This window comes from Lysinibacillus sp. FSL M8-0216 (assembly GCF_038595555.1).
GTDB lineage: Bacteria > Bacillota > Bacilli > Bacillales_A > Planococcaceae > Lysinibacillus > Lysinibacillus fusiformis.
The window spans coordinates 4566564-4581344 of record NZ_CP152007.1; the positions used below are offsets into that span (position 1 = coordinate 4566564).

Annotated in this window: 15 protein-coding genes; 4 read left to right on the top strand and 11 right to left on the bottom strand. The window is 35.8% G+C overall.

From position 1 onward, the window contains the following. The first annotated feature begins 408 nt into the window (after positions 1–408). Entirely contained in the window at positions 409–1248 is an 840-nt protein-coding gene (locus MKX57_RS22760; protein WP_008175465.1) for a YitT family protein, read from the top strand. A gap of 47 nt (positions 1249–1295) precedes the next feature. Here the strand turns inward: MKX57_RS22760 and MKX57_RS22765 are convergent, their stop codons facing one another. Together MKX57_RS22765 and MKX57_RS22770 are read right to left on the bottom strand one after the other, a co-directional pair. Continuing rightward, entirely contained in the window at positions 1296–2201 is a 906-nt protein-coding gene (locus MKX57_RS22765) for a D-alanine--D-alanine ligase (RefSeq protein ID WP_342550640.1), read from the bottom strand. Between the two features lie 4 nt (positions 2202–2205). Further along, positions 2206–3654, bottom strand: a complete 1449-nt coding sequence (locus MKX57_RS22770; protein WP_342550641.1) for a PLP-dependent aminotransferase family protein — start codon at positions 3652–3654, stop codon at positions 2206–2208. A 420-nt stretch (positions 3655–4074) separates the two neighbouring features. On the opposite strand from MKX57_RS22770, the gene MKX57_RS22775 reads away from it, so the two are divergent. Continuing rightward, positions 4075–5286 carry a Zn-dependent hydrolase gene (locus MKX57_RS22775; RefSeq protein ID WP_342550642.1) on the top strand — a complete coding sequence of 404 codons (1212 nt, stop codon included), beginning with the start codon at positions 4075–4077 and terminating at the stop codon, positions 5284–5286. 55 nt (positions 5287–5341) lie between these two features. Here MKX57_RS22775 and MKX57_RS22780 read toward each other — a convergent pair whose 3' ends face one another. The 3 genes from MKX57_RS22780 to MKX57_RS22790 form a co-directional block, all read right to left on the bottom strand. Further along, complete coding sequence (locus tag MKX57_RS22780) at positions 5342–6037, bottom strand: class I SAM-dependent methyltransferase (RefSeq protein ID WP_096365665.1); 696 nt, start codon at positions 6035–6037, stop codon at positions 5342–5344. A gap of 128 nt (positions 6038–6165) precedes the next feature. After that, the gene (locus MKX57_RS22785) at positions 6166–7278 is read right to left on the bottom strand and encodes a DUF4179 domain-containing protein (protein WP_089985883.1); all 1113 of its coding nucleotides are present in this window, start codon (positions 7276–7278) and stop codon (positions 6166–6168) included. Further along, positions 7250–7834, bottom strand: coding sequence for an RNA polymerase sigma factor (locus tag MKX57_RS22790; protein WP_342531242.1), 585 nt, complete (start codon positions 7832–7834; stop codon positions 7250–7252). The genes MKX57_RS22785 and MKX57_RS22790 overlap by 29 nt, the downstream gene beginning before the upstream one ends. 221 nt (positions 7835–8055) lie before the next feature. Here MKX57_RS22790 and MKX57_RS22795 point away from each other — a divergent pair, with 221 nt between their 5' ends. Both MKX57_RS22795 and MKX57_RS22800 read left to right on the top strand, forming a co-directional pair. Beyond that, positions 8056–8838: an ABC transporter ATP-binding protein gene (locus MKX57_RS22795; RefSeq protein ID WP_107922348.1), complete on the top strand. Its 783-nt coding sequence runs from the start codon at positions 8056–8058 to the stop codon at positions 8836–8838. Next, entirely contained in the window at positions 8835–10448 is a 1614-nt protein-coding gene (locus MKX57_RS22800; protein ID WP_096365659.1) for a hypothetical protein, read from the top strand. Before MKX57_RS22795 ends, MKX57_RS22800 begins: the two co-directional genes overlap by 4 nt. A 46-nt stretch (positions 10449–10494) precedes the next feature. Here the strand turns inward: MKX57_RS22800 and MKX57_RS22805 are convergent, their stop codons facing one another. From MKX57_RS22805 to MKX57_RS22830, 6 genes are all read right to left on the bottom strand, one after another. Next, positions 10495–11109: an ABC-2 transporter permease gene (locus tag MKX57_RS22805; RefSeq protein WP_107922349.1), complete on the bottom strand. Its 615-nt coding sequence runs from the start codon at positions 11107–11109 to the stop codon at positions 10495–10497. 4 nt (positions 11110–11113) lie between these two features. Beyond that, positions 11114–11971, bottom strand: coding sequence for an ABC transporter ATP-binding protein (locus MKX57_RS22810; RefSeq protein ID WP_089985888.1), 858 nt, complete (start codon positions 11969–11971; stop codon positions 11114–11116). After that, positions 11972–12349 carry a GntR family transcriptional regulator gene (locus MKX57_RS22815; RefSeq protein WP_008175490.1) on the bottom strand — a complete coding sequence of 126 codons (378 nt, stop codon included), beginning with the start codon at positions 12347–12349 and terminating at the stop codon, positions 11972–11974. Positions 12350–12491: 142 nt separating this feature from the next. Then, positions 12492–13775, bottom strand: coding sequence for a histidine--tRNA ligase (locus tag MKX57_RS22820; RefSeq protein ID WP_342550643.1), 1284 nt, complete (start codon positions 13773–13775; stop codon positions 12492–12494). A gap of 258 nt (positions 13776–14033) precedes the next feature. After that, on the bottom strand, positions 14034–14459 hold the full coding sequence (locus tag MKX57_RS22825) for a MarR family transcriptional regulator (protein WP_008175493.1): 426 nt from the start codon (positions 14457–14459) through the stop codon (positions 14034–14036). Beyond that, a complete protein-coding gene (locus tag MKX57_RS22830) occupies positions 14449–14727 on the bottom strand; it encodes a transporter suffix domain-containing protein (RefSeq protein ID WP_089985891.1) in 279 nt (92 codons plus the stop codon). Before MKX57_RS22830 ends, MKX57_RS22825 begins: the two co-directional genes overlap by 11 nt. Between the last annotated feature and the right edge of the window lie 54 nt (positions 14728–14781).

A 14781-nucleotide genomic window follows, 5' to 3' on the forward strand; every position in this document is an offset into this window, starting at 1 on the left:
CAGACAATTTGCCTGTGATCCAAGTAACTAGGATATATTAGAGAATAAGCCTCTTTAAATAAGGCGTGAGCTGTTCTCTTTCTTGTGCAATTGAAGATGATTAAAAAAGGACAGACTATCCCGTAAGCTCTGACTTCACAAACAGAGTTTTTGACCCTATTCAGTTATTGGCTCAAAGCGGTGCAACATAGTCTCAAGAATATGTCATTTTTTAATAATCCTCCTTAAAAGTATTATGATTATTATAAATATTTATTCTAATTAGTCAAGGTCTTCTAGTCTAAAGACATCCAAAAAAAGGTCGATATATCCTAAATGAATATTACAAAAAAAGTATATCATTTGGTGAAAACCTGATATAGTATGGATTTAAGAAAAAATCTAATTTGATATGGTGGTGTTATGTGAATGAAAAAATACGTAATAGATATTTTAATGATTATGCTTGGATCACTGCTTTTTGCCCTGGCAGTTAACTTATTTGTTATTCCAAATGATTTGGGTGAAGGTGGCGTAACGGGCTTAACGATTATAGCCTATTATCTTTTCGGATGGTCTCCGAGTATTGTCAGCTTTATGATGAATGCGGCTTTACTACTAGTTGGCTATAAATTTCTAAATAGACAAACAACCATTTATACGATCATTGCGGTCTCATTCCATTCTTTATTTTTACATTTAACAGAATCTTGGTCGATTTCCTCAAATGAAATTATCGTAAATACGATTTTTGGTGGAGTATTTGCTGGGGTCGGTATTGGTTTGATTATTAGAGTCGGTGGTACAACTGCAGGTTCTACGATTTTAGCTAGAATCACTAACAAGTACCTTGGCTGGAGTATTAGCTATGGACTTTTATTCTTTGATTTAATCGTTGCTTTTTCATCTTATTTTATCATCGGAGCAGAGGCATTAATGTTAACGATAATTATGCTATATGTTGGTACTAAGGTGATGGAGTTCGTTATCGAAGGGGTTAATCCTAAAAAAGCAGTTACGATCATCTCTAAAAAACCAGAAGACATTGCTGGACAGGTAACTGCTTATATGAACCGCGGGGTTACGGTACTTTCCGGTCATGGCTATTATACAAAGGAACAAAAAGAAATTTTGTATATCGTCATTAGTAAGCAAGAAGTTGTAAAGCTCAAAAAAATTGTCAAAGAAGTCGACAAGGATGCCTTTATTGCCATTCATGATGTAAGGGATGTTTTTGGAGAAGGCTTTATTGAATTAGCTAAATCTTAAGATAGTTAAAACACCTTTTGTAGGAAAACAAAAGGTGTTTTTTCTATTTACCTATTATCAATCTGTAAGGAGCTATCAATAATGCTATCCAATAGGGCAGAATAGCTAATTCCTGCAGCAAAGGCGCTTTTTGGTAGCAGGCTATTTTGGGTCATGCCAGGTAATGTATTAACCTCCAACACATAAGGAACGCCCTCCTTAATTAACATATCTACTCTAGCATACACACTACATTTTAAAGACTTATAGCTGGTCATAGCAGCCTTTGCCACACGGTCATGAATCGCAAGTGGGAGTTCCACAGGCTCCTCTATTGTAGAAGCATCATCATATTTCGCCTGGTAGTCAAAAAATACTGCCGTATGTTTGATTGAAAGGACTGGCAATAGCCTATCATTGAGGATTGGGCATGTAATTTCTTCACCAATCATGTACTGCTCAATAATAATTTCGTTATCCCACTTCAATACCTCTGCAACAGCCGTCAATAAGGCATTTCGATCATGGACAATTTGAACACCTACACTAGAGCCACCAGCATTTGGTTTAACGACCAGCGGATAACCCATCAGCTCTATGTCCTGTAATGGCAGCTCCTCGCCCTTTACAAGATGCATCCAATCTGGTGTGGCGATCCCTTCATAGCGCAGTATTTTCTTGGCCATATTTTTATCCATGCACAAACTACTTGCTAGAAGACCACTTCCTGTATAAGGAATACCCAATGTTTCTAATACACCCTGAATCGTGCCATCCTCTCCAAACTTACCGTGCAGTGCTAATAAAGCTACATCGATACCTTGCACTATTTCTATTACCTCTTGATGGTCTTCCAATACTATTTCAACAACATCGTATTTTTGTTTATTTAAATGAGCAACCATTTCCTTCCCTGTCATAATCGAAACCTGCTTTTCAGAGGAGGTACCGCCCATAATTACGCCAACTTTCATCTTTTCAACCCCTTCTATCATTTCTTAATGTATCCCCAATAATTTGAATACCCCGGACAATATCTTCTTCTGATAAACGGGAAAACCCTAGGCGAAATGTGTTTTTACCAAGACCATTTGTATAAAATACATCTCCTGGATAGAACACCACACCTTCGTCATAACATTTTTCTAATAATCTGCGAGCATCTATGCCCACTTCTAGTTCAATAAAGAGATGAAGTCCTCCATCCCCTCTGATTTTGCAAAATGGAATGTACTGCATACAGGCTTGACGAGCAAGCTCATACTTTTTCTTATAAACAGCTCTTGCTTTCTTTAAATATTTTTCAAAATAACCATCCTGTAAATATTGATATAACACTGCCTGATCCAGTGTCGATGTATGAATTGTTCGCGCTCTTTTCATGCTTTCTAGGCTAGCAATTAGCTCCTTGTCTGCTAAAATCCAGCCAACACGTAAGCCTGGGAAAAGGATTTTAGAAAAGCTGCCAATATAGACAATGTTATTACCGGAACCACTAAATGCAATTAGTGGTGCCAAATGAGAGCTTGAATACCTTAATTCCTCATTAAAGCCATCTTCTACGATAGGTATTTGATAGCTGGAAAAAAGCTGAAAAATAGCATTCCTCTTCTCAGAGGAGGTGACAATTCCAGTTGGATTATGATAGGACGGGATGAGATAGGCAAAATCAAAATCCATTTTGGCTAATGTTTTTTCTACCTGCCCCATATCAATGCCATCATCGCTCATATCAACGCCATGAATTTCTAGCCCATGTAAACGAAAAAGCTTCAATGCTGCATGATGTGTAGGATTTTCACATAGAACACGCCCAGATTTTTTAGCTATTGAGGATAATAAAATATCGAGCCCCTCCGTAAAGCCGTTAGTAATTAAAATATCTTTATTAGAAATATCTACACCCTTCACTTCCATATAGCGAAGGAGATAATCAATTAAAGGTTTATACCCTTTTGCATAGCCATAATTCAAGACAATATCGCCTTCAAGGGACATACGTGTAAGAAAAGCCCGTTTAAAATTTTCAACATCAAAAAGCTTTTCTTCTGGAGCAATACTAGTAAAGGAGATCATCCCTTTTTGCCACTGAATATCTTGTCGGACTAAATCGATTTCATCCGCTAACAAAGTTGCTGTATTTAGCCTATTTTTCCAGTCAAGTTCAATAGGGGACGTTTTCAACGTAGTAACCTTTCCTACAAAGTTCCCTTTTCCTTTCACTGCATAAATGATTCCGTCCTGCTCTAGCTCAGCATATGCATTCAGCACTGTATTTCTGCTAACTGCTAATAGCTTACTAAGTTCACGCGTAGATGGAAGCTTTTGATGTTCTAACAGATGCCCTTTGACAATCATATCTTGAACATAATCCTTCAATTGCACATAAACAGGACGATCATCCACCATCTTAAAATCATTAAACAATCCCTGACCCCCTTGCTTCATTCTTGCATAACAAGAGTGAACTCAAAAGGTCCACTCAGTATGTAATTTCCTATTGTAGTGGTTGTTCTTCTTTCTATCTTATTTCAAAATTATTATACGTATCAAACGTGATGAAGATCGTTCACAATATTAACTATTTGCCACACTATGATAAGGGTCGTAATAATTTATTTAAGCTCGAACTTTTTATAAGGAAATCGAGGTTCAACAAACATTTATTTATTGTCCATCAGGTCAACAATGGGCAGATGATGAAACGGGTAAATACGGTATTTTCATTACAAAGTAATCGACCCCACTATTGCCAAAGGGTACAATAATAATTTAGAGGTGGTTCATGACCAATTTGTCTTATGAGAAGGACAGCCACTTCCAATTCCAGATGAAAGAGTGATTGTCATGATTAATGGAGGTAGACTCTTACAACATCTTCAAGACTTAAGCCAAATCGGCTGCAATGAAGCTACAGGTGGGATTAATCGCTTCTCCTTTACACCAGTAGAAAAACAGGCTATTGAGCTAGTGACCATTTATATGGAACAGGCTGGCATGAAAGTAACGGTTGACGCTGTTGGAAATCTCATTGGTACTTATGGTGAAGGCGATGAAACCATTATGTTAGGCTCACACATTGATACAGTACCAGAAGGCGGCAAATACGATGGAGCATTAGGGGTATTGGCAGCTATTGAAGTCGTAAATAGTATGTATGAGCAACAAATACTACCCTCTAAAAAGATACAAGTTGTCGCTTTTAAGGATGAGGAGGGAACGAGATTTGGCTTTGGGCTACTTGGTAGTAGTGCGATGGCCGGGCTTTTAACGGAGGAACAATTACAGCACACAGATGAGGCTGGCATTTCCATTGAAGAAGCTATGAAGGAATTCCAATTGTCGCCATATCCTTTAGTTAATGCTCAACGAAATGACATTAAAGCTTATTTAGAAATGCATATTGAGCAAGGCAAGGTTCTAGAAAATGAAGGTTTACCTGTCGGTGTTGTAACAGGTATAGCCGCTCCTGTATGGTTAGAAATTACTGTCACTGGCGTCAGTGAACATGCTGGTGCAACACCTATGCCCATTCGGCAGGATGCTCTAACTGCGGCGAGCGAGATGATTTTAGCGATTGAACGGCTATTAAATGACACTACAGATGCCGTTGCAACGGTCGGCAAGCTTACTGTGTCCCCGAATGGAACAAATGTGATCCCAGGCAAAGTTACTTTCTCAATTGATCTACGAGATATAGACGAACAAAAAGTAAGATCACTAGAGACTACGATTTTACAGCAACTACAACAAATTGCAGACCGAAGAAATGTTACATTGGCTTCGAAAATATTACAGCGCATTAAACCTGCAAAAGCGGATGCGAAGCTACAGCAACTACTTGCCATAAGTATTGAAAAGCAAGGGATACGTCCCTATTCTCTTATAAGTGGTGCAGGACACGATGCCATGAATATGGCTGAAATCGCTCCAATCGGGATGTTGTTTGTCCGCTCAAAAGACGGCATTAGCCACAATCCCTTAGAATATAGCTCCGATGAGGATATCATTATAGCCACTACTATTTTTTATGATTCTGTCGTCGAGCTCTCTAAATAATTCACTGTAATAGAAGTAGCCATTCTCTAGTTTTTTTCAGAATGGCTTTTTAATATCATTTTTTGAATAAGCCTACTATAAAACCTTCTAACCCAAAATGCGGATCTGCTGTAGACATCGGTACCATTTTACGTATTTCAATTTCTTCCAAAAAATTAAAAATTTCCTGTAGTTGACTTTTTGTATAACCAAGCCCACCCTCTAAACTGCGCTTTAAATATACTTCCTCATCTGTCAGGGCAGAGCCACCGTATGTACCATTCTCCTCAAATGAACATAAAGCAAAGTACCCATCCTGTTTTAATAACCTATTAATGATCTCTATATAACTAACACGACGATGTGGTGCTATATGATGAAAGCATCCTGAATCATAAATAAAATCAAAGCTTTCCTGTTGAAAATCTAAATCAAAAATATTAGCACATACTAATTCTACATTCACATCTTCTTCAGATATTCTCTTTTTTGCCCATTCCAGTGCATTTTCTGATAGATCCACTCCAACCACTGAACATCCCTTTTTAGCTAAATAGATAGCATTGCGCCCTGCACCACACCCTAATTCTAAAACTTTACTCGGAATAATCATTTCCTTTTCAAAATATTGTACTAGATTTTCATCAGGCTTATTAACAAAGAAAGGAATCTTTCGAAATGTATCATCATAAAAATTATTCCAAAAATGTTGGGGCTCCCGTAGTAAATGATCTAGTAAAATAAGCAAATCTTCATTGGATTTAATTAGCATTCCACACCTCGATTTATTCTTATTACAGCTTCATTATATAGGAGCGGATACATATTCAGCCAGTTTCGAAATAACCAATATACACCATTTATTCAAAAAAGCGCTTATCATTACTTTATAATTTTTTATTACTTTACTGGTATTGTCACTTCTAGCTCAGGAATATATTGAATGATCGGTTCATTATTCTCATCCATTTGAAAGCTTCCTTTTGGATGCTCCATAAAAAGATGAATATAAGGCTTGATCGTTATGGATGCTGGTACAGATTCAAAAGGAGTAAAGCGATGATCCATAATTTTTTCACTTCCATTGGTCTCATGCCAACCATTCCCATTAATTAGTGCAAGTTTACGCCCTTGCTCATCAAAAATATCTATCCCCATTGTTAACCATGGCTCAATAAAAGTGGAGTTGTCTGTCAATATGGTTCTCGTCGTTATATTGGTTGTAATTGGGGTAATCTTGATCTGTTCAACTGTAAAATGAATATTATTATAATGTCGATTTGCATTTGGCTGTAAAGTCACATAGTCTGCAATTTTATTCTTCACAGGAATATCAATCTTTAAAGGAGCCTGTATGCCCGTAATAGTAGCATATACTGTTAAATCGAATTGCTCAGGGAAAGGTCGTCCTCCCTGATTGCTCTTATCCGAAAACTCAATTATTATAGAATCCTTATTTTTTCCTGGGTGTAGAAAGATCCCAATATGATTCGACTCACTAGGAGCAAAATCATCGATAGGTGCTCCATTAATAAACAATTCAATTTTGCTGAGGCGCTCCATTAATGTCTCCGGTTCATTAGCTATTCGAGGTCGCTCTACCCCAATCGAGACACGTGAACCATCATATGCTACCTCCGATACACTTAATGTAAATCCGTCGTGACTGACACTTGCATTAGGTTTTGTTGAAAGCCCCTTTTCATCAGCCGTTTTCAGACCAAGATCACCAGCTAGACTGAAAATAGAGGATAATACAGGAACTTGTTTTATGGTTGCTGCCATTGTAGGTGAAATGAAGGGCGTGATTAGTAGCAAGCATACGATTACGGTAGCCATAGCCTTCACTATCAACACATTATGAGGCTTCTTTTTATGAGTAATCAATTCTTTAGAATCATGGTCATATTTATACATAACACGGTCAACTAGATCAATTTCTACGGGTGTTTCTCGGATGCACTTCTTTAGCTGGTTCAATTCATCATCCTTCAGTTTTGATCGAACGCTCATAATATCCCCTCCCTTGCTTTTTTTCTTTCAACAATTTTTTTCGTAATCGTTCATATTTTTTGCGTACAGTAGCTGGTTTCAAATCCATGATGGAGGCAATTTCATCAAAGCTATACTCTTCAATGGATCGAAGCAATAAAATTCTTTTTTCATCCGCATTTAATTTCTCTAATAACTGATGAATCGAATCCTCGTAATGATAGGATTCATATGACTGCTCGACCATTTGCTCCTTTTTAAAACCTGTCCAAAATCTAAAGCCCTTATTTTTCTTTTTCAGTAGGTCGATACAATGATGATGAGCAATTTTATAGAGCCACGCTGAAAAAGACACTGAGTAAGTGAATTGGCGAATATTCTCTAAACCTTTTATAAAAACATCCTGCGAGGCATCCTCAGCTTCTTCTTTGTTTCCTAATAGGTAGTAACAGTATAGATAGATTTGTTTTTGGAAGCACCGTATGATTTCCGTGTAGGCATAAGTATCCCCTGCCTGAACTTGTTTAACTACCTCTTTTATTACTACCGTTTCCTCTGTTTTATTTGATATACTCACAAGCTTCCCTCCTCTCTATCTGTATAACTAAATTCACTACCGTTTTGTGACAGCAAAAGATTAAAAATTGGCATTAAAATATATAATTTCTTAATTTAATAACCCCTCTTCAACCACATGGAATTGAACTGGTTTCATTTTACCAAAAGGAATTTATTTTCTTTTTATATGCTATAGTGTATTAATGGATATTTTTTCTATAATTATGGAGGTGCACTGAAATGGAAGACATTTTAACGATTACAAATTTAACGAAAAGTTATGGAAACAAGGAAATATTAAAAGGAATAAACCTCCATGCTACTAGAGGAGAAATTATCGGATATATTGGTCCTAATGGTGCTGGTAAAAGCACGACTGTTAAAATTATTTTGGGGCTTGAAGGTGATTATGGTGGTGAAATTAAGCTCTTTGGTGAAAGCATTGGGCAAGATCAAATAGACTATAAGCGGAGAATTGGTTACGTTCCAGAAATCGCTGATGTGTATGACAACTTAACAGGTTATGAATATTTAACCTTTATCGGTCAGTTATATGGGCTAGAGCTATATGAGGCAGCTGACAAATCGAAATCGCTCATGGAGTTGTTTGGAGTGGGTGAGGCGTACCATTCTAGAATTTCCTCGTACTCAAAGGGCATGCGACAAAAACTATTAATCATTGCTAGTCTTATACATAACCCAGACCTATTATTTTTAGATGAGCCGATCAATGGCTTAGATGCAAACAGTGTAATGATTTTTAAAGAGATTTTAACGCAGCTCGCAGCCAATGGAAAAACAATATTTTACTCTTCTCATATTATGGATGTCGTTGAAAAGATCAGTAGTCGCATCATCCTGCTATATGACGGCAACATAGCAGCGGATGGAACCTTTGCCCAATTACAAGCTGGTAACACTGAAGGAACGCTAGAAAGGATCTTTAATCAGTTAACAGGATTTCATGAGCATCAGGAAATTGGTGAGAAATTTGTATCCATCGTTCGAGGAGTACAATCATGACAGATTTTAAAACACTCCAATTGCTTGATTTATTCCGCTGGCTCTTTGTAAAAATGGGTATTGATTATGACCTAATGAGAAAAATCCTTCATATCAAATTAACAATGGATGAACGTAAAGTACCCACACTATTTAATCAGAACAAAAAGAAGAACGATCAAAAATATGGCTATATTAAATCGCTATGGATTTATGTTTTATTCGGCCTTATACTAATCCCACTCATGGGATTTGGTCAAAACTTTTTATTTCAAATGAGTATTGCGTTTGCCATGATCATTTTTTTAATTATGACTTCATTGATTTCTGACTTTTCCTCAGTACTCTTAGATGTACGAGACAAAAGCATACTATCAACTAAGCCTATTTCCGCTAGAACCATTAACGCAGCAAAATTTATGCATATTTTCATTTACTTATTCTATTTAACAATTGCCTTAACAGGCATCCCTTTACTCGTCAGCCTTTTTACGCAAGGAATTGTATTTTTCGTTTTAACCGTTCTAGAGATTATATTAATTAATTTATTTATTGTAGCGATCACTGCCATTTTATATATTGCCATTTTACGCTACTTTGATGGTGAAAAGCTGAAGGATATGATCAACTATGTACAAATTGCCTTGTCGTTAATGCTCATGATCGGCTACCAGGTTCTGATTCGGTCCTTTGAATTCGTTAATTTGGATATGACGGTGTCATTTCATTGGTGGAGTCTCTTCCTAATACCGATGTGGTTCGCTGCACCTTTTAACTTATTACTAAATGGCGATACTTCGTTATTAACAGTACTATACAGCATCTTTGCTGTAATCATACCGATACTTTCGATTGGGTTATATATTAAACTCATCCCAACCTTTGAACGTAACCTTCAAAAACTATTAAGTACAAGTAAATCAAAAAAAGAGAAGAACAATCGACTGAAGGTACTTTTATTAACGCTGCTATGTAGAACACATGAAGAAAGAGCATTTTTTCGTTTCGCCTCTCTTATGATGAAGCAAGAACGCGAGTTTAAGCTCAAAGTTTACCCTTCTTTAGGTTTTTCATTTATTATCCCATTTATTTTTATATTCACCTTTAGCGGATCCGAAAAAATTGATTACGCTACTAGTATGAGCTACTTAAATATTTATTTTAGTATGATGATTATTCCGGCTGCTGTACTTTTACTTGGTCATTCGGCTAAATTTAAAGCGGCTTGGATTTACAAAATACTTCCATTAAAAGATTATACGAATTTACAAAAAGGCAGTTTAAAGGCATTTTTAATCAAATTGTATGTCCCATTATTTTTGGTACTAAGTTTGGTCTTTAGCTATATTTACGGTATTCGAATTATCCCAGACCTACTAGTAGTTTTAGTGACAAGCTGGATATATACACTGTTTTGTTTCGTAACGATGAGCAATAAAATACCTTTTACCAAACCATATGATGAGGTTGGAGATGCTCAAGGCTGGAAAACTGTTTTATTGTTTATCCCTTTAGCTATTTTGGCAGGTCTACACTACTTAATTGCAAGTCAAATGGCATTCGGACCTACTATTTATTTCATAGTGCTTTTTTTCATCAACATGCTTGTATGGAAGTTAGCTTTCAAATGACAAAAACGGCTCGAGTCCCACCTTATATGGGACCGGCCGTTTTCTTTTAAAACGCCTTGCGCTTATATATCCTTACCGAGAGCATCCATGAGCCTATATATAGTACAACGATTAGTAATGAGACAATAAGGTATAGTTGTAGTTCCTGTACAGTCATGAAATTTTGTACAACGGTTCTTATTTGTTTATTTATGTTAGGGACAAAATAATTGATGATCACCATATAAACTCCAAATAACCCCATGATAGCAATAGTTAAATACTTTGTTTTGAATTTATAGGAAATCGGTAAAATAAACGAAATGACAATCATAACGAGGCCCATAATCAGTAATACTTCTTTCCACAATACAGCTACCTGATTCCCATTTAAAATAAAGTCGAACAAATACGTAAGGAACATAAAGAACCCTGTAAAAATTAAAGCTCCTATATATTTTGAACTAACAATTTCTTTTCTTGTATACGGTAATGAATTAAGTAAAATATTTGCATTATCTTTTTCATCATTCGAAAAAGCACTTAAAACAAATACGATACTATATATAAATACTATATATACTGATGGAACATTGACCATTAAATAAAGAATAATCGTTGCTATGTAGATGATTAAAATGTTTTTTTGAATTAATATATCTTTTAAAATAAGGTTCAACATATCCTTACCACCCTTTCTTTGTATAATACATAATGTCTTCAAGCGTAGGCTTTTCAACCACCACTGTATCACCAAATATAGTAGCTGCTCGATGTTTATTGGCTGTTAATGCTTCAAAGCCTCTGTTTGTTTTACGAAGGGCGACGAATTCCTGCTCCGTTTCACGATCTAATAAATCCAAGGTTCCTTTAACAATAGCGTATTCCTCTTGAATTTTATAAAACTCCTTTGTGAAAATATGCTCACCATTATGAATAAACGTTATATAATCTGCTATGCGATCTAAATCTGTCGTAATATGTGTGGAGAAAAATATAGTTTTGTCTCCATCTTGCATTAACTCATGTAAAATATTGAGTAATTCTCTGCGAAAAATAGGGTCGAGCCCCGACGTTGGTTCATCCATGATGATTAATTCAGCGTGATGTGCTAACGCGATGGCTAAGGATGCTTTCATCTTCATCCCTTTCGAAAAGGTCTTCATATTTTTGTTCAAGGGTAGCTCAAACTGTTCCACATAATGCTGAAATGCCTTGTCATCCCATTTTCTATAGGCAGGTTTAATGATCTTTTTCATATCCTTGAGTGTGATATTTTCATAAAAGATATTCTCATCATAAACAAAACCGATACGTTCTTTTATTTCTTTTTCATGTTTCTTATAACTTTTACCAAAAATAGAAATAGTCCCACTATCCTGCTGCAATAAATTCATAATCATTTTAATGGTCGTTGATTTTCCTGCACCATTTCCGCCAATAAACCCTGTGACAAACCCTTTTTTAACATGGATTGAAAAATCCTTTATTTGAAAACCATTAAAGGACTTTTGTATATGCTGTAATTCAATAACATTTTCCATTTATTCATCCTCCGTATACAATAAAGTAAGCATAGCCTTTAACTCTGCTAAACTAATATCCATTTCCTTCGCATTTTGAATTGCCACCAACAATTTTTCCTCAATGGCCTTCATTTTTCTTTCCTTCATCATTTCTGAATTTTGTTCAGAGATAAATGATCCTTTCCCAACAATAGAATAAATAAATCCATTTTTTTCAAGCTCTTCATATGCCCTTTTCGTTGTAATGACACTAATCTCTAAATCTTTGGCAAGTTGGCGCATGGAAGGCAATGGCTGCCCCTCTTGTAATTGCCCTGTTAAAATTAGCTTTTTAATTTGTGCATATATCTGCTCATAAATAGGCTCTTTAGAACTGTTCGAAATAATAATTTGCATGCAAATACCTCTTTTAAAATATTGTATATATACTTTATATACAATATATACACATAGATACAAATATGCAAGTAAAATTTTCCTTTTTGTGAAATAAAAATAAAAGCATATAGCCAAATAAATGACTACATGCCTTTTCAATTTAAAATTTAAATGCAATTACTTCTTCCTTACCGCTTTGCATACTTTTTATTTTATACATATTTTGCGTGACCTCATCTTCTCCTAGGACTATAACCTTTGGTGTATTTTCCCGATTCGCTTTCTCCATTGCTTTTTTTACTTTTTTCCCACTAAGCTCAACTTCTACCTTATATTCATGTTGCCGCAATGCTGCTGCCAACTTCAGCGCCGACTTTTCTGTTCCAAGGGGAATAATATAAATATCCACAATAGGAAAGTTTTTCTCGATTCTTCCTATAACCTCCAAGGCTGTATAAATGACGTCTAATCCAAAAGAAATTCCCACAGTGGCATACGATTGCTCCTCAGACCCCAAAAGGCCACCAATCGCCTGATCATAACGTCCCCCACTCCCAATACTCGAACGAATGGTTCCATCTGCTAAGAAGATTTCATAAATTGTTCCTGTATAAATTTCAAGCCCTCGTGCTAAAAATGGATTGAACGTACATTTCTCATTTAATCCAAGTGCATTTAAATAAGCTGTTAGCTCCACTAATTCCTGTATACCTTGCTGCAAAATGATGTTTTGATTAGCGAACTCATTAAAATAGGCCATATTTATTTGAGGTTGCCCCTCTAAAAATTGCTTTATTTTAGTCATGCTGTTTTCAGAAATTCCCAATTCCCTCAATTCAGATAGCATTGTTTTTTGGTCTATTTTCTCGATTTTATCTAATATTAAAATAACCTGATTCATTTGTTGCTGCTCTACTTCAAATAATTGCAGTAAACCAACTAAAATTTTGCGATTGTTATATTGGATGTTAATCTGGAGATTAAGCTTATCAAATGCATCTATCGCCATCATCATTAGTTCCGCTTCAGCAGCTTGTGACGTCACCCCAACAATATCTACATCACATTGTGTAAATTCACGAAAACGTCCAGCCTTAATGGGCCCATCTCGAAACACTTTACCAATTTCATAACGTTTAAATGGCATAGTAATAGAGGGATTCGTCGCTACTACCTTTGCAAATGGAATTGTTAAGTCATAGCGTAACGCTAAATCACGCTCACCTCTATCCGTTAGTGTATACATTTCCTGTACAATTTCAGCACCACCAGCATATTTAGAAGCCATCAACTTCGTATAATTAAGAATTGGTGTCTCAATCGGCTTACAGCCATAAGCCATAAACGTGTCTTCTAAAGTGCGCCGAATAGCACGACGGGCAACCTCCTGCTCAGGTAAATAATCTTGTGTGCCACGTACATTTTGGTAATCCATTTTTTTCATCACTTTTGCCTCCTCATTTTTTGACAAATAAAAAAACCGTATACGATAAAGCTCTCAATTAGCTTTATTTATACGATTACATGAGAAATAGTCTTCCTATTCAATATTAATTAATTAATAAAGATAGCAAGACTACTGACTATGATGATGTTTTGTTGTGTACGATTGGACAAAGGTGATTGTCATATGTATTCCCCCTTTTATGTTAAGAGATACTATAAGACAAAACGAAATAAATGTCAAATTATTTAGAAAATTTTATAAAAGTACACTTTTTAATTTTTCTAGTACCTCTATCACATTCACCAACTCCTCATCCGATAGCTGTGCTTGATATTTTTTAGTGATTTCTTGATTAAACGCTTCACCTTCCTGTTTATACAGCAAACCTTTCTCACCTAATTCAATCGAATAGCCACGCTTATCATCGACATGCTGCCTTTTTATAATATAGCCATCCTTTTCAAGCTTTGCTATCTGCTGGCTCACGGCACTTTTGGTAATCGTCATTTTTTCAGCTATTTCTGATGGTGAAATGGAAGGATGACGAATCACTAATGCCAAAAGGACCGCTTGCTGATTATTTAAATTGAACTTAGTATAGTCTCTTTCCATTTTCTCAAGAACAATCCAAATATCTTCAATTGTATGATTAATTTGCTCTGCTACATTGTTAGTCTTCATTTTTTTGAGTATCACCTTTTTCACGCCATTTTTTAGGATTAAGATAGCTTTTAAATTTGTTAGCTACTTCTTTCCCGACAAGTAAAGCGCCCAACCAAAATAAGATTTCAGCTACAATGATGCTGCCTGGAATAATACCTGCTTTTACTTTCGTAGGAATAGGTGTGAATGGTGTAATGACTGGGATTAACCACAACGAAAGCGAAAAAATAATAATCCCGATACCCAATTTATAGGCAATGGACTTTTGTTTCTCGATAGAGGACATACAATGATTCTCCTATTTAATAATTTAGTTAAGTTAACTTAACTATATATTAAA

What these genes read in the sequence shown, in the direction of transcription:
- MKX57_RS22785 (WP_089985883.1), bottom strand. Translation starts at nt 7,278, where the DNA reads ATGAGCGTTCGATCAAAACTGAAGGATGATGAATTGAACCAGCTAAAG.
- MKX57_RS22795 (WP_107922348.1), top strand. Translation starts at nt 8,056, where the DNA reads ATGGAAGACATTTTAACGATTACAAATTTAACGAAAAGTTATGGAAAC.
- MKX57_RS22800 (WP_096365659.1), top strand. Translation starts at nt 8,835, where the DNA reads ATGACAGATTTTAAAACACTCCAATTGCTTGATTTATTCCGCTGGCTC.
- MKX57_RS22760 (WP_008175465.1), top strand. Translation starts at nt 409, where the DNA reads ATGAAAAAATACGTAATAGATATTTTAATGATTATGCTTGGATCACTG.
- MKX57_RS22805 (WP_107922349.1), bottom strand. Translation starts at nt 11,109, where the DNA reads ATGTTGAACCTTATTTTAAAAGATATATTAATTCAAAAAAACATTTTA.
- MKX57_RS22780 (WP_096365665.1), bottom strand. Translation starts at nt 6,037, where the DNA reads ATGCTAATTAAATCCAATGAAGATTTGCTTATTTTACTAGATCATTTA.
- MKX57_RS22820 (WP_342550643.1), bottom strand. Translation starts at nt 13,775, where the DNA reads ATGAAAAAAATGGATTACCAAAATGTACGTGGCACACAAGATTATTTA.
- MKX57_RS22825 (WP_008175493.1), bottom strand. Translation starts at nt 14,459, where the DNA reads ATGAAGACTAACAATGTAGCAGAGCAAATTAATCATACAATTGAAGAT.
- MKX57_RS22810 (WP_089985888.1), bottom strand. Translation starts at nt 11,971, where the DNA reads ATGGAAAATGTTATTGAATTACAGCATATACAAAAGTCCTTTAATGGT.
- MKX57_RS22815 (WP_008175490.1), bottom strand. Translation starts at nt 12,349, where the DNA reads ATGCAAATTATTATTTCGAACAGTTCTAAAGAGCCTATTTATGAGCAG.
- MKX57_RS22830 (WP_089985891.1), bottom strand. Translation starts at nt 14,727, where the DNA reads ATGTCCTCTATCGAGAAACAAAAGTCCATTGCCTATAAATTGGGTATC.
- MKX57_RS22765 (WP_342550640.1), bottom strand. Translation starts at nt 2,201, where the DNA reads ATGAAAGTTGGCGTAATTATGGGCGGTACCTCCTCTGAAAAGCAGGTT.
- MKX57_RS22775 (WP_342550642.1), top strand. Translation starts at nt 4,075, where the DNA reads ATGATTAATGGAGGTAGACTCTTACAACATCTTCAAGACTTAAGCCAA.